Annotated in this window: 15 protein-coding genes; 8 read left to right on the top strand and 7 right to left on the bottom strand. The window is 52.9% G+C overall.

Translation table 11 applies throughout. The features are described 5' to 3' along the window. Positions 1 to 39: 39 nt before the first annotated feature. From AC1DSG_RS08870 to AC1DSG_RS08845, 6 genes are all read right to left on the bottom strand, one after another. Entirely contained in the window at positions 40 to 972 is a 933-nt protein-coding gene (locus AC1DSG_RS08870; RefSeq protein ID WP_477790544.1) for an MBL fold metallo-hydrolase, read from the bottom strand. A gap of 402 nt (positions 973 to 1,374) precedes the next feature. Continuing rightward, entirely contained in the window at positions 1,375 to 1,755 is a 381-nt protein-coding gene (locus tag AC1DSG_RS08865) for a LysR substrate-binding domain-containing protein (RefSeq protein WP_477790543.1), read from the bottom strand. Positions 1,756 to 2,449: 694 nt separating this feature from the next. After that, on the bottom strand, positions 2,450 to 3,610 hold the full coding sequence (locus AC1DSG_RS08860; RefSeq protein WP_477790556.1) for an acyl-CoA dehydrogenase family protein: 1,161 nt from the start codon (positions 3,608 to 3,610) through the stop codon (positions 2,450 to 2,452). An 80-nt stretch (positions 3,611 to 3,690) separates the two neighbouring features. After that, positions 3,691 to 5,097: an aldehyde dehydrogenase family protein gene (locus AC1DSG_RS08855; protein WP_477790542.1), complete on the bottom strand. Its 1,407-nt coding sequence runs from the start codon at positions 5,095 to 5,097 to the stop codon at positions 3,691 to 3,693. 109 nt (positions 5,098 to 5,206) lie between these two features. After that, complete coding sequence (locus tag AC1DSG_RS08850; RefSeq protein ID WP_477790541.1) at positions 5,207 to 6,004, bottom strand: N-acyl homoserine lactonase family protein; 798 nt, start codon at positions 6,002 to 6,004, stop codon at positions 5,207 to 5,209. Between the two features lie 178 nt (positions 6,005 to 6,182). Next, positions 6,183 to 7,082, bottom strand: a complete 900-nt coding sequence (locus tag AC1DSG_RS08845; protein ID WP_477790540.1) for a LysR family transcriptional regulator — start codon at positions 7,080 to 7,082, stop codon at positions 6,183 to 6,185. A 214-nt stretch (positions 7,083 to 7,296) separates the two neighbouring features. Between AC1DSG_RS08845 and AC1DSG_RS08840 the strand changes: the two genes are divergently transcribed. The 8 genes from AC1DSG_RS08840 (at position 7,297) to AC1DSG_RS08805 (ending at position 16,178) form a co-directional block, all read left to right on the top strand. Continuing rightward, positions 7,297 to 8,133 (top strand): HTD2 family dehydratase, encoded by an 837-nt coding sequence (locus tag AC1DSG_RS08840; RefSeq protein WP_477790539.1) that lies wholly within the window; start codon positions 7,297 to 7,299, stop codon positions 8,131 to 8,133. A 3-nt stretch (positions 8,134 to 8,136) separates the two neighbouring features. Then, the gene (locus tag AC1DSG_RS08835) at positions 8,137 to 9,327 is read left to right on the top strand and encodes a CaiB/BaiF CoA transferase family protein (RefSeq protein ID WP_477790538.1); all 1,191 of its coding nucleotides are present in this window, start codon (positions 8,137 to 8,139) and stop codon (positions 9,325 to 9,327) included. Then, positions 9,324 to 10,133, top strand: coding sequence for an HpcH/HpaI aldolase/citrate lyase family protein (locus AC1DSG_RS08830; protein WP_477790537.1), 810 nt, complete (start codon positions 9,324 to 9,326; stop codon positions 10,131 to 10,133). Before AC1DSG_RS08835 ends, AC1DSG_RS08830 begins: the two co-directional genes overlap by 4 nt. Positions 10,134 to 10,177: 44 nt before the next feature. Further along, entirely contained in the window at positions 10,178 to 11,302 is a 1,125-nt protein-coding gene (locus tag AC1DSG_RS08825; RefSeq protein WP_477790536.1) for a zinc-dependent alcohol dehydrogenase family protein, read from the top strand. A 143-nt stretch (positions 11,303 to 11,445) separates the two neighbouring features. Then, positions 11,446 to 12,822: an MFS transporter gene (locus AC1DSG_RS08820; RefSeq protein WP_477790535.1), complete on the top strand. Its 1,377-nt coding sequence runs from the start codon at positions 11,446 to 11,448 to the stop codon at positions 12,820 to 12,822. 480 nt (positions 12,823 to 13,302) lie between these two features. Further along, positions 13,303 to 14,610: an OprD family porin gene (locus tag AC1DSG_RS08815; protein ID WP_477790534.1), complete on the top strand. Its 1,308-nt coding sequence runs from the start codon at positions 13,303 to 13,305 to the stop codon at positions 14,608 to 14,610. 230 nt (positions 14,611 to 14,840) lie between these two features. After that, positions 14,841 to 15,530 carry a nitroreductase gene (locus AC1DSG_RS08810; protein ID WP_477790533.1) on the top strand — a complete coding sequence of 230 codons (690 nt, stop codon included), beginning with the start codon at positions 14,841 to 14,843 and terminating at the stop codon, positions 15,528 to 15,530. A 222-nt stretch (positions 15,531 to 15,752) separates the two neighbouring features. Beyond that, positions 15,753 to 16,178, top strand: coding sequence for a VOC family protein (locus tag AC1DSG_RS08805; protein ID WP_477790532.1), 426 nt, complete (start codon positions 15,753 to 15,755; stop codon positions 16,176 to 16,178). Between the two features lie 117 nt (positions 16,179 to 16,295). On the opposite strand, the gene dapA is transcribed toward AC1DSG_RS08805, so the two are convergent. Then, the gene (gene dapA, locus AC1DSG_RS08800) at positions 16,296 to 17,165 is read right to left on the bottom strand and encodes a 4-hydroxy-tetrahydrodipicolinate synthase (RefSeq protein WP_477790531.1); all 870 of its coding nucleotides are present in this window, start codon (positions 17,163 to 17,165) and stop codon (positions 16,296 to 16,298) included. Positions 17,166 to 17,277 lie beyond the last annotated feature (112 nt).

The following is a 17,277-nucleotide window of genomic DNA, read 5'->3' as shown; positions in this document are numbered from 1 at the left end:
CAGGCCCCGGCCTGAGTGGCCGGGAACCAGATTGAATGATTAATCATCCAGCGAGGAGGGTGCGCCGTATTCCGCTGCAACCCATGCATAGCCTGCACCTTCCTTGCGTACGCGACCGATGCCTGGGAAAGGTTGGTGCGAACCGCCGACTACCCACTGACCTTTTACGGTGTCAGCCAGTACGCGTTTACGCGACGCTACGGCCATCTCCGGGAACACGTCCAACTCGATCGTGGCAGCTGGGTGAGGAAGCTGGATCGCAGGGATGTGCGAAATGTCGCCCCAGAACAGCATGTTCTGGCCGGCCGAAGTCACCATGAACGCTGTGTGTCCTGGGGTATGGCCAGCAGCATCAACGGCAGTGATCAAACTAGGCACGATCTCATCACCGAAGGCGAAAGTATTGAAGCGATCGCTTGCGATATAAGGAGCAGCTGCATCAATAGCGATCTGGACGAATGCTTTCTCGCCATCAGGCAGGCCGTTCGCGGTGTTGGTGTCCAGCCAGAAGTCTGCATCGGCCTTGTGTGCCCAGACGATCGCGTTCGGGAAGAACCCTTCACCTTTCTCGTTGGTGATCCCTCCGATGTGGTCGGGATGCATGTGAGTCAAGATGATGGTGTCGATATCTTCAGGGGTGTAACCGGCTGCGGCGATGTTCTTGAGTAATTTGCCCATGGTTGGGCCAGCAACGTGGGCCGAACCTGCATCGACCATGATCAGTTGTTTGCCATCATGGATCAGGAAGGCGTTGACGGCAGAGTCGACGTCGGCGTTAAGTGCATGCATCTGACGGGTGAGGTCTTCAGCACGCTCTTCGTCGGTCAGGCCGGTAAGTGTCATTGGATCAAGACTTACATAGCCGTCATACAGGGCGGTTACCACAACATCGCCATGTGCATAACGGAAAAAGCCTGGAGCCTGAGTACGTTGAACAGCAACTTTCTTAGTTACATTTACGAGGGAATTCATTTTGTGACTCCGTTGTTTGGTGTGGGGCCAGAATAACGGGAGGCATGTAGATGATAAATCCTCGTTATATTAATTGATTGGTAACTCTCTGATAACAGTGATTGTTATTGTTTAAGTAACAGATTGTTAGCGCCAGCCGAATGTTAAGCCAACACTAACTCTAATCGAGCGACCTTGCTATTCGGATGGCATAGGCGATGTGCTCGACGAACACACGCGTCTTCACGGGCACCAAACGCCCGGGAGGCATCACCGCATGGATCCCCTCCGTTCGTTCCTCCATGCCAGTCCATGAGTATTCTCACCAAACTTCCGGCTTTGACTGCAGGGCTCGCAAGCAACTCCGGGGTCATGACAATACCCGATCCGTCTATAGCGGCGATCAAGAGCGCCTCAGAGTTGTCAGCCGTCATCGGCCCTGATGACTTGATGGCGCATCGGGTGTGTATTCAAAAGAACCCACTCCGGCCAGCTGTCATGACTGGTAAACCTCAGGCATGCATGACTCGACAGATCATCAAGATGCAAAGGCGTGCCATGACTCAGCAGATAGCCAGGCGCGGCATACAGTGCCGTCTGTGACGGGGCCATCAACATGGCGGTATTGCTATTATCCTTTAAAATGCCGAGCCTGATCGCAACGTCGAACCCTTCTGAGACGAGATCGACATACGGATCACTGTAAACAGCATCAATCCGTATCTGAGGATGCATGGTCAGAAAGCTTGGCAGCGCAGGAGAGATCCATTGCCAACCAAACGTAGCAGGCACTGGGGTTCTCAATAGTCCTTGGGTTTGGAAGCAAGATCGCTGGCCTCGTCACCGACGATGCTCAGGTCGTCAAGGATTCTACGGACACGCTGATAATACAGAGTGACGACCTCAGTCAACGCTACCTTGCGAGTGGTTCGTGCAAGCAGGCGCACACCAAAACATTCCTCAGTATCGGCACCGGCTCAGGCATTGGCTTTGAGACAGCGCTGCGATTTGCTCGCGAAGGCTTCCGAGTGATCGTGAGCGCCCGAGATCAGCAGCGAACCAAGGCGAGGCAGGCATCCATTCTTTAGTGGTGGAGTTCTTTGAAAACACTCAAAGTCCAAGGCATCCACATCGGCACCGTCACTGTCGCTGCGAACATCACTGCTGAGTCACCGGAAACCGCAGAGATCGCGCAACGGTTCTGGGAGCTACACCAGCAGGCCCCAGACAAATGGAGCCCTGAGTTCACGTTCACAGTTGATAATACGATCTGAGAAGCGACTTCTCGGCCACCGGACTCAGCACCATGAGTGCGGTGGAGTGCTGARCGTCCGAGGGCAAATTGGTGTAGCAGGGAGGTTGCCCCGCACGCTCAAACTATTGAGCAGCACCTGGTCACCCAGGCTTTGCTAGCTAGCTATATCCTGCCCTCCGTTTTCCAGCGTTCAATCTGGTTGTCTTCGAACAATGGACTGCTGCTTTAACAGCGTCATATCCGTTAGAACGAGCGGGGCAGCTCCAAGAGGTGCTCTGCGACATAAGCGAGGATCAAATTCGTTGAAATGGGGGCGACTTGGTACAGGCGAGTCTCCCGGAATTTTCGCTCCACGTCGTATTCACAAGCAAACCCGAACCCACCGTGCGTTTGCAAGCAGGCGTTGGCGGCTTCCCAAGAGGCTTTCGCAGCCAGGTATTTGGCCATGTTCGCGCTAGCACCGGCGTTGCACCCGCTGTCGTATTCCTCACATGCGCGCCAGCGCATTAAGTCAGCCGCCTCGATTTCGATATGTGCTTCAGCGATCGGAAACTGAACGCCTTGATTCTGTCCAATAGGTCGGCCAAACACCGAACGATCTCGGGCGTAGGCACTCGCCTTTTCGACGAACCACCTGCCGTCACCGATGCACTCGGCAGCAATCAGGGTTCGCTCTGCGTTGAGGCCATCGAGAATGTATTTGAAGCCCTTGCCTTCCTCGCCGATCAAGCTATCTAGAGGAATTTCAAGGTCGTCAAAGAAAAGCTCATTGGTCTCGTGATTCACCATGTTGGCGATCGGCTGAACGGTCAAGCCGTTCCCAATAGCCTCGCGTAGGTCAATCAGGAAGATCGACATCCCTTCGGATTTCTTGGCGACATCCGCCAGCGGAGTTGTCCGTGCAAGCAGAATCATCAGGTCGGAGTGCTGGACACGCGAAATCCATACCTTCTGCCCGTTGATGATGTACTTGTCTCCACGACGCACTGCAGTTGTCTTGATCTTGGTTGTATCTGTACCAGTAGTGGGCTCGGTCACCGCCATTGACTGGAGACGTAGCTCGCCGCTGGCCAGCTTTGGCAAGTAATAGCTCTTCTGTTCATCGCTGCCGTGACGCAACAAAGTGAACATGTTGTACATCTGTCCATGCACCGTACCCGAGTTACCTCCGCATCGGTTGACCTCTTCCAGGATGACCGATGCTTCGAGCAGACCCAATCCAGACCCACCATACTCAGTAGGGATCATGGCAGCTAACCAGCCGGCGTCAGTCATGGCTTTTACAAACGTTTCAGGAAAGCCTTTGTCTTCGTCGATCTTGCGCCAGTAGGCCGCGTCAAATTCAGAGCATAAGGCGCGAACACCCTCGCGGATGGCATTGAGTTCATCACAATTGGGATTGATCATTATTGTTACCTGCGAGTCAGAGTCGGATGGTTTGGAAGGCGGCCCTGTAGCATGATCGCAGGGCCGAGGTCTAGCAGTTACTCAATGGCTTTGGAGCGCCAAACCATCATCTTCTCGGTTTGCATTTCCTTCATGGTGTGAGGAATGCCGCCAACGCCATGGCCCGAGTGACGGGCGCCAGCGAACGGCATCCAGTCGACACGGAATAGAGTATTTTCGTTGATCATCACTGCGGTCGCGTCGATGCGCTGATAGCAATGCATAGCGGTGTCGAGACTGCCGGTGAACACTGCAGCTTGGAATGAGTAGTCGAGTGCATTCGCAAGGCCGATCGCCTCATCAATATCGTCAAAACTGTAGACTGCGATGACGGGGCCAAACACTTCTTTTTGCATCACGCTGGAATTGATCGGCGGATTCAGCAGCACAGTAGGCGAATAGCAGTTATTGCCCAGCGACTTGCCGCCAGAGATAAGCTCGGCACCGCCTGATACCGCCTCATCAACCCATTGACCAATCCGGCCAGCCTCCCGCTCGTTGATCAGGGGGCCTACATCTGTTTTGATTTCCTGGGGATTTCCGACTGTCAGCGCGTCCCCGAGCTCTCCCAGGCGTTGGGCCAGTTTGCTCGCAATGCTGGAGTGGCAAAAGACACGCTGCACGCTTACGCATGCTTGCCCTGCATGCCAGAATCCACCACGAGCCAAACGAGGCGCAGCGTCTTCGATGTCCGCATCGGCGGCAAAGATGACGGGAGCAACACCGCCATGCTCCAGCGCGAACCGAGTTCCCGCAGCCAGTTTAGAGCGCAGCATCCAACCCACTGCTGCGGAGCCGATGAAGCTGAAGAAGCCGACACGCGGATCTGCTACCAGCTTTTCAGTGAGCTCGTTTTTCTCAGGAAGCACCATCTGTGCCCAGCCGTCTGGCAAACCGGCTTCATGCAATATATCGATAATGGCTTTGCAGCTGAGCGGCGTCTTCGAAGCTGGTTTCACGATGACAGGACAGTTAACCGCAACGGCTGGGATAACCTGATGGATGATCAGGTTAAAGGGGTGATTGAAGGCGGAAACGGCAGCGACAACGCCGATGGGCTCGTACTGCGTGAACGCAATTTTCCCGAGCGAAGTAGCGTTCAGCCCCATAGGTATCACATTACCTGCATCAGTACGCATGACTTCGATACAGTTGAGAATGCCCTCAATCCCTCGATCCACTTCCAGTAATGAATCTTTCAACGGCTTACCGCCCTCGCTAGCAGCCTGAAGGGCCAAGTCTTGCCGGCGCTCGGCGATGAGGCCAGCCGTGCGCTTTAAAATTTCGATGCGCTCGGTTTTCTTCAACCAGCCATCACGATCGCGGTGCAAGGAATAGGCGACAGTCAGCGCCGACTCGATATCTTCCGCCGATGATAATGTGACCTTTCCTACGAAGGCTTGGCTGTAGGGCGAGTAAACAGACTGAGATGTGGAAGAAGTCATTGGGAGAAACCTCGCATCTTTTTGGTGAGTTCGAGAGGAGAGCCTTCGTCAGCTCTGATTTCAGAGCAACGTAAGTCCCTAGATTGGATTAGCCTGAAAAGCGCCGGATTCAGGTGCCCAGCGTTGCAAGCGTCACTTGGCGCATAGGCCCGTCGGTGAGCGCGGCGGATTGGTCGGGATCATGGCCGAAAATGAGAATGGCGCCGGCATCTTGTAGCCGCTTGAACATGTGGAAGTTGTCCAGCATTTGCTGTGGATCCCGAACAACAATTGCATCTGGAAGCATCATTTTCTGGAGAGCTGCTTTTAAGTAGCAGGCGTCCGACGTGAGGATCACGTCTTTCCCATCGACCTTCACTTTTAACGATTGGTGGCCTGGGGTATGTCCGTAACTGAGAAACAGCACGACGCTTCCGTCCCCGAACAGATCATGCTCGCCATCCACTTCGAGGCGGTCATGTCCGTGATCGTAGTTTCGGGTGAAGTAATGATTGGCTTCAATCCCTAGCTCGGAAACAGCTGATTGCCACTCCCGTTTTTGGATGACCAAGCGAGCATTGGTAATGGATTCATTGCCGCCGCAGTGATCAAAGTGAAGATGAGAGTTGATGAGGAAATCAATTTTCTCTGGGTCTTGACCGAAAGATTTAAGTCGCTCGGCAATGTCTTCCCCAGGCAGGAAGGTGATGCCAGTGAAGTCGCCAAATATCCCGAGCGCCTCTTTGACGCTTTCCTGATCCTGCAGGCGCTTTTCAAGACCGGTGTCAAACAACACAGTACCTTTGGGATGTTCTATGAAATAACTAGGAACGGGGATGGCTATCTCGCCGGGCTGGCCTGCCATAAAAAAGCCGTAGGGCATGGTCATCCAGCCGCATGTCATGGCATGGAGCTTAAGTTGGCTCATTTGAAGTCTCGCTGATCACTGGTTGCCGGGACTACCGATTTCAATTTCTGGCTCCCTTGACTTTCTTGTTTTGGATTCTTCTTCAGACGACGGTGCAGTGATCAGACTTTATAACTGGCGATGGGCAATGAGAATCGAGAATTACCAATGTCCGCGTTTGTTAAATACAAACGCTAAATCATGGTTCCCCTTCGAGCTTAGGGCACAAGATCTTGATCAGACTGTCACGATGAGCGTGTTCGACGCTCTTTTCCTTAGGAATACATACCCTCAGATCGCGTACGGCCCAAGGATCAAGAAGATCCACAATCATTATATTGTTCTCTTCTGAAACTGGGATCGCGGTACGTGGGACAACTCCTACGCCAGCACCAGACGCCACTAGACGTACGATCGCCCAGAACCCCGACACCTGAACCCGGATATCTAAACGTTGACCGACCGCTTGAGCGTGCCCAATGAGAAAAGTATGAAGGGCCGCGCCAGACTGGAGGCTGATGAAGGGGTAGTTCAAACAGTCTGCAAAATGAATTTCAGTGCAGTCCGCAAGGGGGTGCCGAAGGGGCGCAATGAGCACAAGTTTGTCTTTCTTGTACGGGATGAATTTCAATTCGGGGTGTTCAGACTCTAAAGCCACAATACCTATGTCTGCCCGACCTTCCGCAATTGCGTTGATGATGTCATGACTCATCCTTTCCTCCAGCGTAACTCGGACTTCAGGATGGCGGCGGAAGAAAATTGCCAGGTCATATGGCAGGTGTGTTGCCACTGCATTGTTGTTGGCGAACACAGTAACGTTGTTACTCATTCCGTTGGTAAAGGGCGCGAGGTCATTGCGCATTTGCTCAAGCTGAGCAAGGCATCGTCGAGCGTGCTCCAGTAAGACGAGGCCAGCAGCCGTAGGTATCACGCCTCGGGCTCGCCGCGTGAGCAGTTGAGTCCCAAGAACGGACTCCAAGTTTTTTATGCGAAGGCTCGCGGACGACGCAGAGAGATGGCAACGCTCAGCGCCACGGGAAAGATTTCCTTCCTCTGCGGCGGCAACGAAAACCTTCATGTCTGTTAAGTCATAGGCCATTTTTCCCCACCTCACATGCGTAATTCGTATGAAAGCGCTCGTTGAAATACCGCGCCCCTCCACGATGAGTTAATCAGGTGCGTTTGTTATTTTCAAACGCTACGTCCTGAAAATCTCGCTGTTTCTTCTGACGTGATGAGCATAAAAATGGAATCAAGTCGGGTCGCCGCACTAAGCGGCTGATCTGGTCTCTGACTTGTGAGGGATGATTAAAATGGCTTCGGTTCAACTCCAAGAATGGCTCGGCAAAAGTGAAACGACGACTGAGCTTTTAAGCCTGGATTTATTGCGCAGGGTATCCGCGACCCTCGGGCACCCATGTCTTGAAGAAGGCGACGCAATTCCTCACTTGTGGCAGTGGTGCTTCTTTCAACCAGCTTTACCGCGCCCTGAATTGGGACGTGATGGCCATCCTGCCTTGGGCGGATTTCTGCCTCCCGCGGATAACCGGAACCGGATGTGGGCAGGGGGGCGGCTTTCTTTTATCAAACCCCTTGTCGTCGGAGCGGCTGCCGAGCGCAAGTCTACGATCACTGCAATCAACGAAAAGGAAGGGCGCACAGGCAAGCTTCTTTTTATCACCGTGACGCATGTTTATTCCCAATCTGGCGAGATTTGCCTGAAAGAGGATCAAGACATCGTCTATCGGGAGCTTTCATCGCCAAAAACGAGTAGTGATTCAGGCATGGCAGCTCCGGACTGGTCGGAAAGGCATGATCCGGACACAGTCCAGTTGTTTCGGTATTCAGCGGTAACTTTCAACGGTCATCGTATTCACTACGACTTTAATTACGCTACCGAGGTAGAAGGGTATAGCGGCCTCGTCACTCATGGCCCGCTCATCGCCACCCTGAACCTCGCAGCTTTCATTAAGGCGAACCCTGCGACAGATGTATTGGAATTCTCCTATAGAGGGGTGCGGCCGCTCATCTGTGGACAGGCGTTCAATGTTGCAGGGCGGATTACTGACCCTGGTGTTGCGCATTTGGAAGCTTTCAATTCCGCCGGTGTCGCTCAAATGGCGACCGTCCGTTTTGCGAAGAGGGTCTAAATCATGACAAATATCCGACCGTTAGACGGCATCACCGTAGTGAGTCTGGAGCATGCCATCGCAGCACCATTCTGTACCCGTCAATTGGCCGATCTGGGCGCGCGAGTTATCAAAATTGAACGGCCAAATGTCGGTGATTTTGCCCGCGCCTATGACACCCGCACAGCGGGATTGGCTTCACATTTCGTATGGACTAACCGCTCCAAAGAGAGCTTGACGCTCGATGTGAAGAAGGAGGGCGCAGACGCGATTCTTCATTCTCTGCTCGAAACGGCAGATGTGTTGGTGCAGAACCTCGCGCCAGGTGCTGCGAAGCGGATGGGACTTGGTTTTGMTGACCTTCATCAGAAATACCCGCAGCTGATTTGCTGCGATATTTCCGGCTACGGCGAGGGCGGCCCTTATGAGCAAAAAAAAGCTTACGATCTTCTGATCCAAAGCGAAGGAGGATTCCTCTCTWTCACTGGCGGGCCAGGTGAGGAGGGGATGGCCAAAGCTGGCAATTCAATCGCGGATATTGCTGCAGGCATGTACGCGTACACCGGGGTACTTTCTGCCCTGTTACTGCGCGATAAGACAGGCCAGGGAAGTCACGTTGACGTGAGCATGCTTGAAAGCCTGGTCGAGTGGATGGGCTACCCCATGTACTACGCATTCGATGGCGCACCAGCTCCGGCAAGAGCTGGGGCATCACATGCCACCATTTATCCATACGGCCCATTCTCCGCTGGCAATGGCGTCGTAATGCTCGGGCTCCAAAATGAACGTGAGTGGGCGTTATTTTGCGAAAAAGTTTTGGAGCTACCCGATCTGCAGCAGGACGTGAAGTTCGACTCGAACAGCAAACGCTCAGCGAACCGCGAAGAATTGCGGGCCACAATTGTAGGTGTCTTTGAGAGCCTGGGCGCTGAACAGGTCACGCAGAGGCTGGACAATGCAGGTATAGCAAACGCAAACGTTAATACGCTTCAAGACGTCTGGAAGCATCCCCAGTTGGGAGCACGTCAACGCTGGGTCTCAGTTGATAGCGCCGCCGGGCCGCTTCCGRCACTCCTTCCTCCAGGTAAAAACAACCAATTCGTGCATCGGATGGGTGCGATCCCAGCGCTGGGGCAACACACTAGCCAGATCCTCGCTGAGCTTGGGTACACCGATGAGGATATCGAGTCTCTACAGGTGCAGGGGGCTATATGAATTCTATTCGTACAGCTCTCTTTGTGCCGGGAAGTCGTTCTGAGCGCTTTGCCAAGGCAATTGCTTCTGGTGCGGATCGGGTCATTGTAGATTTCGAAGACGCGGTGGAGCCGGGCCTTAAAGCACAGGCTCGGGACAATCTGGCTGACTACTTACATGCGGCGGACTTTTCCAACGTTATGGTGAGGATCAACGCACAAGACACTCAGTACCACGCCGAAGATATTCGGTTCTGCCGTGAGCATCCTCAGCTCAAGGGCGTTGTCATTCCCAAGGCTGAAAGCGCGGCTCAGCTTGAGAGCGTGTCGAGTTTGGGGTTGAGCGTCTGGCCACTTATTGAAAGTGCGCAAGGACTCATTGGATGCTCAGCCATTGCCGCCGCTGCAGGCGTTGAACGTTTGACGTTTGGCGCTCTTGATTTGGGCTATTCGCTAGGTGTCGATCCAAGCGACCCAGCAATAAACCTGATTTTTGATCAGGTTCGGTATTCTTTACTTATCAGCAGTGCAGCAAACAACCTTGCGGCGCCGCTGGACACGATCTTCCCAAACGTCGAAAACCCCGAAGGGCTAGTCGCATTCGCCCGGCACGGCAAAAGCATGGGGATGGGCGGAATGCTCTGCATTCACCCGCGACAAATCGCGATCATCGACCAGGTTCATCAGCACCAAGAGGCCGAGGTTTTGTGGGCCCGACGTCTAATAGACTTTGCAGCTGGGCAACCTGGGGCATTTCGATTCGAAGGAAGAATGATAGATGCACCAGTGCTAGAGAAAGCAAGGCGATTGCTGAGTGAGTGTCTCTAGCGCTGGGTAAGTACACAAACATCAATTGGAATGGGATAAAAACAATGATCATTCGTTCAGCTGTGCTACGCCAATCAGGCGTATCCAAACCATTCGAGCAAAGCCTGCCATTGCATATTGAAGAAATCAGTCTCGCGGGGCCCGGGCCTGGGGAAGTTTTGGTTGAGATGATCGCGGCTGGCTTATGCCACTCAGATCTTTCGGTTATCACCGGTGTTAGGCCACGACCTCTGCCGATGTCTCTCGGGCATGAGGCAAGCGCAAGAGTTGTCGAGGTGGGTTCTGGTGTCACCAATGTTAGACCAGGCCAGACGGTTGCCTTGGTGTTTGTCCCAAGCTGCGGTCATTGTTCACCTTGCATGGAAGGGCGGCCAGCATTGTGTGAGCCCGGGGGAGAGGCTAACGCCCGCGGCGAGTTGTTAGGCGGCCACCACCGATTGAGCCAAGCAGATACCACCATAAATCATCACTGCGGTGTCTCTGCGTTTTCCGATCACGCAGTTGTCTCGGCGCGTTCTTGCATTCCAATCGGCGAAGATATTGATCCCATCGAGGCTGCGGTGTTCGGCTGCGCTGTACTGACGGGTGTCGGCGCGGTAGTCAACACAGGCCAGGTGCGCCCAGGTTCATCAGCTTTGATAGTGGGACTCGGCGGGGTCGGGCTTAGCGCATTACTAGGTGCGTTTGCCTCCGGCGCCAATCCAGTGATAGCCGTGGATGTACACCAGAGTAAGCTGGACTTGGCGCGAGAGTTGGGTGCAGATCTAACCGTGAATGCTAAAGACCCGGATGCCGTCGAACGGATTCGAGAGTTCACAAAGGGCGGTGTCGACTATGCGTTCGAGTTCGCCGGCTCGGTATCGGCAATGCAACTCGCCTACGCGTCCACAAGACGCGGCGGAACGACAGTCACCGCGGGACTACCACACCCGGATGAAAAATGGCCATTACAACAACTGTCTCTCACTGCGGAGGAGCGCACGATCAAGGGCAGTTATGTGGGCTCATGCATTCCAGCACGAGATATACCTCGTTACATCGCTCTCTACCGCGCGGGTAAGCTGCCGATTAACAAGTTAATAGGTGAGCGATTCAAGCTGGAGGATATCAACGTCGGTTTTGATCGCTTGGCCAGCGGCAACTCGCTGCGCGATCTGATCGTGTTCTAGCCGCGGGTTTCGCCAGCGCTTCACTAGGGGCGCTGGCAGAACTCACTTTCAAATCACACAAGTATCAAGCTTCGCTCTGTCCGATGACGATATAGCGTTGACGTTATTGCTTTGCCTAAAACAATACAATAAGAGGTAAGTGTATGAGCAGCGTGCAAGATACAAATCATCTTCACTTGACCGGGCTCCAACGATTTCGCGCCATCGCAGGCGTGTGTTCAGGTGCGCTGGTGGAGTGGTTCGACTTTTTCATCTATGCGTACACCTCGATCTACTTCGCATCGCTGTTCTTCCCCGCTGGCGATCAAGTTACACAGCTTCTGGCAACTGCAGCCGTGTTTGCGGTCGGCTTTTTCATGCGCCCCCTGGGTGGTTGGATATTTGGTCGTATCGCTGACAAGAAAGGCCGCAAGCTATCGATGATGTTGTCCGTTCTACTGATGTGTGGCGGATCCCTACTGATTGCAGTTTTGCCTACCTATCAAACCATAGGTGTTGCTGCACCGGCGCTGCTGGTCGTTGCACGATTGATGCAAGGACTTGCCGTAGGCGCTGAGTACGGCACCGGTGCGACCTACCTCAGTGAGGTTTCAACGAAAGGCCGCCGAGCGCTCTATGGGTCATGCCAATATATGACCATCATGGGTGGTCAACTGCTCGCGCTGCTAACCGTGTCGCTCTTGCAGCATGTTTTACCTCAAGACATGCTCAAGGAGTGGGGTTGGAGAATCCCTTTCTTTATCGGTGCCTTTGCTGCAGTAGTCGTACTATTCTTGCGCCGTTCCATGGTCGAAACCGCCACTGAAGAAAACATGAACCACAAGGAAGCGGGTTCTATCGTGGCTCTGGCTAAGCATAAACGAGCGGTAATACTGACCTTCACTGTAACCATCGGTTGCTCGCTTTACTATTATACATTCACCGCTTATATGCAAAAACTGTTGGTGGTGTCAGCAGGCCTGTCCGCAGCGACAGTCACGACCATCATGATCTTTGCTTTGATCATTTTTATGGCGATGCAACCTCTATTCGGGATGCTGGCTGATCGGATTGGCACCAAGAAAAATATGATGATTTTTGGCACTCTGGGTGTGCTAACTGTTGGGCCTATTTTGAATGCACTGAGCCATGCTCAAAGTGCGATAGAAGCGTTTTTGCTGGTGGTGCTTGGACTGGTTATTGGCTCTTTTTTCTCACCAGTCGTTGGCGTAGTGAAGACGGATTTCTTTCCTGCGAGCGTTCGGGCCCTGGGCGTTGGTTTACCGTATGCAATTGGAGCAGCATTGTTCGGAGGGTCTTCAGAATATGTCGCGCTGAGCTTTCGGGTAGCAGGTGTGGAACACTATTTCTTCTATTACGTAACGGCAATAGTTGGAGTCACCGCAATCGCTTCATATCTGATGCCCGACCTTCGACGATATGGTTATCTCGATGGCAACGGACAGGTTGAACAGCAGGCCGGATTTAAAAGTCTCCGCAGTGGGACTAAACAAATGATGCCGAGCACAAGTTTGGAGTGATTGTAAGAAAGATCTGGCAGGGACTCTCGGGCGATTGCGCGCCATATTAGGATGAACATAACTGAGTCAAGGAGGACTCGGTAAGTTAAATGACGTTGGGTTTTCGGTCTCCAATGCTTGTGACCGGTTTTTGGCGTCGATAACTTGCGAGGTTTGTTAATTGAATTCAAGCTATATAGATACTTGATCGACCCCGCTTCAGGCGGTGCAGCTGAAATTCAAATTTATGAACTTCATCTACTGCCTTAGTTGTCCTCTAAAACCTACACACTGCAGATTGATAGATTAGATTGCATAATCACAATGATAATTGAATTAGTCGTTTTTCATCGCTCGCTTTAACCTCCAGCAGGTCGCAAGAAATTGCCCCTGGCGCCTCGCTGCTCGGACTTCTAACCCGACTAGTTCAAGTCGTATCGGGGCTGGTTGGCAGATTTGTGTTGCTTCTGCTTCTTAAAATAAAAAAATCGGAGCGTTTAAATGTATAAAAAGGCATGTACTACAACTTTTGCCCTTGCCTGTACTGCACTAAGTAGCCATGCATATGCCGATTTCCTAAGTGATGGCAAAGCTACCTTGGGACTGAGGAATTTTTATTTCAGTAACGATAACCGCGATGGTACAGCAGCCCCCTCGAAAACTGAGGAGTGGGCGCAAGGCTTCATGCTCGATTTCAAGTCTGGTTATACCGATGGCACTGTCGGCGTTGGTATCGATGCCCTTGGCCTGATGGGCATCACGTTAGACAGCGGTAAAGGACGGCATGTTGGGAGCACGATGATTCCTTCTGACGGTGACAACAGCGCCGTTGACGAGTGGAGCCGGCTTGGGCTTACCGGGAAAGTCAAAATCTCAAAGACCGAGCTTCGCTACGGTACCCTCATTCCGAAGCTTCCGATCTTGGTCGCCAATGATRGGCGTGTGCTGCCACAAACTTTCGAAGGTGGCCAGATTACTTCAGGCGAGATCAAGAATCTGACTTTGACTGGCGGTCGGATCGAACATGCGACGGGCCGTGGTTCGACCGATCAAACGGGGCTTTCCGTGGCCGGCGGCACGCGTGAAAGTAACAAGTTCGACTTTGCTGGGGGTGATTGGAAGGTCACCAAAGACCTGACCGCTCAGTACTACTACGCCAATCTCGACGACTACTATACCCAGCATTTTTTCGGACTGATTCACACGCTGACGATTTCGGAAAATCAATACCTGAAAACTGACCTGCGCTACTTCAAGACAGACTCGTCAGGGGAGAATAGCTCCGGCACCACTGGATACAGAATAAGTGGCTTCACCGAAAGCGGCGATGGCGAGATTGATAACCGCACCTGGAGTGCTGCACTGATTTACACCGTGGGTGGACATGCTGTTACGGCGGGGTATCAAAGCGTTTCGGATGGCAGCAATTTTACTCAACTCAATCAGGGGAGCTTGGTAGACAAAGGCGCCGGTGGCACGAGCCTGTACCTCTACACCGATCGCCTGATTCAAAGCTTTACCCGTGCAGGTGAGAATACAGCTTTCGGTCAGTACGCGTACGACTTCGCTGCGGTGGGTATTCCAGGTTTGAAGGCGTCGGTTATTTACCTCTCCGGCGACAACATCAAGACAACCTCCGGTAGTGATCAGAAGGAGTGGGAAAGAGACTTTACTCTGGATTACGTCGTTCAATCCGGAGCGCTTAAAAACGTGGCGTTCGGTTGGCGTAATGGTAAATCCAATAGTGAGGCGGCTCGGAATCAAGATCAAAATCGAGTGTTCGTGAGCTATAGCATTCCTTTGTTTTAATATCTCGGCACGAACGAAATACGCGCATTTCGAGGTTGCTGATTATGGTGTTTTTTTCCTCAGCGCTGACGCTTTAGTCAGCGTTTTTTTCTACTTTGGACGTGATAATTCGCCATTTTTTTTCGGATCATCGAGTTGCAGCCGCAGTGATTCCAACTGTGATACGCCTTCGCATCCTATAGGTGGTAACGACAAGGAGAGTGTCATTTGATACCAGAATTGGAGGGCTTATGTGCCAGTCGAAAGTGAGCGTGGTCGAGGCCATTGAAACTCGCCGTTCAGTGAGAGCATTTTTGTCCGATCCGATTGAGCGAAGCGTGCTAGAAGCAATATTTTCCCACGCTTCGAGAGCTCCCTCGGGCAGCAATATTCAACCTTGGGTAGCTCACGTCCTCACGGGGGAGACAAAAATCGCGTTGTCGCGCAAGATCGCGACGATTTTGGAAGATCCTGAACAGAACGATCTGCATCAAGAAGAGTTTGCTTACTATCCCAAGACCTGGAAGTCGCCGTTCATTGATCGTCGGCGAGCCTTGGGGTGGGGACTCTATTCGTTACTGGGTATACCACGCGAAGATAAGCTCGCGATGAAGGCACAGCATGCGCGTAATTTTGATTTTTTTGACGCGCCGGTGGGAATTGTATTCACGACTGATCGGAGCATGGAGCAGGGATCATGGCTCGACTTCGGCATGTTTCTACAAAATGTGATGCTGATGGCCCGAACATTCGATCTAGATACCTGCCCGCAAGCTGCTTTCAACAAATACCATCGACTGATTACCGAGCACTTGAATTTACCGAGCGATCAAAAAATGGTGTGCGCCATGAGCTTGGGATATGCAGATAGCACCAAGGTCGAGAACACACTCGCAAGCGAGCGGGTGCCGGTGGAAGGCTTCGTCCTGTTTCACTCCTGAGGTTTGTCAGACTCTTAGAAAGAGGATCGTGCTAAGAGCGCATGGCCCTGTGATTCATGATCGTTTGCCCTGGTTTAGGTGTAACGCAATGAGTTGGCGATTGGTGTGCTCATCACCCCATGGCCACACGCATGGCAGGGTATTGCAGAGGGTGACGCCATCCCATTCACAATGAARCTGCAGCCGCTGGAAAGGGGCTAGCAATGAAGTGGAGCCAACACATTGATAGCTCATCTGGATCACCTTGTACTCACCACCGTAGACGCAGAAGCCTGCATGGATTTCTATGTGCGTGTGATGGGGATGCGCCTTGAAACATTCGGGGAAGGCCGGTTAGCTTTCCGTTTCGGCGATCAAAAAATAAATGTGCATGTGCGGGGGAAGGAGTTTGAGCCAAAAGCGCATCGGCCGGTGCCGGGCTCATTAGATCTCTGTTTCATCGCCAGTTGCCGCTTGGAGCAAGTCATCGAGCATCTTCGAAGCTGTCATTGGCCGATCATCGAAGGCCCTGTACAACGCACCGGCGCTACTGGCCCGATTCGCTCCGTTTATGTTCGCGATCCAGATCTGAATTTGATCGAAATATCTGAACCGATAGTGGGTATCTCTAACAGATCAGTGCCCGATGAGGTCGTTCTGCTGATGTGAACGAAGTGGAGTCGCCTCTTCGGGCCAAAGGGCCGGCTGAACACTTTCGAAAGACAAGTTAATAGGCTCACCTTGCGATCGTGTTCGTTCCGGCCAATGATCTCCTGATGCCGAACTTTATTTGCTTTCCAGCTCCTTCAGCACACCCTGCAAACGTACTTTCAAAGCTCCGCTGCTCGCTTGCATCGGAGCGCGCAGTTCGTCACCGATCAAGCCTTCGAGGGCCAGGACGGTTTTCACCGGAGCAGGATTGGGTTCGATAAACAGGCTTTGAATCAGAGGCAGTAATTTGAAAAATGTCTTGCGGCTGGCGGGCAACTGGTTGTCGCGGATCTGCTGAAACAGTACAACAAAGTGTTCGGGATGCACATGGGCTGAAGCAGCAATTGCGCCCTTGGCGCCCAGACACAAGGCGTTGAAGATCTGATTGTCTTCACCGCACAACACATCGACCTTACCACTGGCCAGTAGAGCCAAGGTGTTGCTCATATTGCCGCCACAGTCCTTGATCGCCACGATACGCTCATGGTTAACGATATTGAGCAGGGTCGCCTGTTCGAAGGCCACGCCGGTACGGTAAGGGATGTCGTAGAGGATCAGCGGCACGCTGGAGGCATCGGCGACCGTCTTGAAAAAACTTTCGAGCCCCGCCTGGGACGGCCGGATGTAATACGGCGGCGGCACCAGCAGGCCTGCCACGGGGCGCTTGAGAATCTCCTGCTGAAAGTGCAACAGCTCGATCAGGTTGTTACCGGCCAGGCCCATCACGACCTGCCGGGCCGGCACTTGCTCCAGCACCGCATCGAGCACCGCCAGTTGTTCTTGTTTACTGAGCGCAGCGGCTTCGCCGGTGGTGCCGCAAACTACTATCCCGTTGATACCTTTTTCCATCAGATGGCTGACCAACCGGCGCAAGCCAACGAAGTCAATGGCGCCATTGTTGAACGGTGTGACGAGAGGAACCCAAATACCTTGAAACGATGACATGCACTTTCTCCTGATGGTTGACCGATGTCGTCACCGTCAGAAGCGTAGAAGGAGGTAAGCAGAGGGAGGGTGCCCGTCGCGCTCAATGTCCTGTCAGCTCATCTGACGGGAC

Source organism: Pseudomonas sp. P5_A12, assembly GCF_056400685.1.
This window is presented reverse-complemented; position numbering and strand designations above follow the sequence as displayed.

Excerpts from the sequence above, each read along its gene's own strand:
- AC1DSG_RS08870 (WP_477790544.1), bottom strand. The coding sequence starts at position 972 with ATGAATTCCCTCGTAAATGTAACTAAGAAAGTTGCTGTTCAACGTACT.
- dapA (WP_477790531.1), bottom strand. The coding sequence starts at position 17,165 with ATGTCATCGTTTCAAGGTATTTGGGTTCCTCTCGTCACACCGTTCAAC.
- AC1DSG_RS08825 (WP_477790536.1), top strand. The coding sequence starts at position 10,178 with ATGATCATTCGTTCAGCTGTGCTACGCCAATCAGGCGTATCCAAACCA.
- AC1DSG_RS08850 (WP_477790541.1), bottom strand. The coding sequence starts at position 6,004 with ATGAGCCAACTTAAGCTCCATGCCATGACATGCGGCTGGATGACCATG.
- AC1DSG_RS08840 (WP_477790539.1), top strand. The coding sequence starts at position 7,297 with ATGGCTTCGGTTCAACTCCAAGAATGGCTCGGCAAAAGTGAAACGACG.
- AC1DSG_RS08855 (WP_477790542.1), bottom strand. The coding sequence starts at position 5,097 with ATGACTTCTTCCACATCTCAGTCTGTTTACTCGCCCTACAGCCAAGCC.
- AC1DSG_RS08830 (WP_477790537.1), top strand. The coding sequence starts at position 9,324 with ATGAATTCTATTCGTACAGCTCTCTTTGTGCCGGGAAGTCGTTCTGAG.
- AC1DSG_RS08810 (WP_477790533.1), top strand. The coding sequence starts at position 14,841 with ATGTGCCAGTCGAAAGTGAGCGTGGTCGAGGCCATTGAAACTCGCCGT.
- AC1DSG_RS08845 (WP_477790540.1), bottom strand. The coding sequence starts at position 7,082 with ATGGCCTATGACTTAACAGACATGAAGGTTTTCGTTGCCGCCGCAGAG.
- AC1DSG_RS08820 (WP_477790535.1), top strand. The coding sequence starts at position 11,446 with ATGAGCAGCGTGCAAGATACAAATCATCTTCACTTGACCGGGCTCCAA.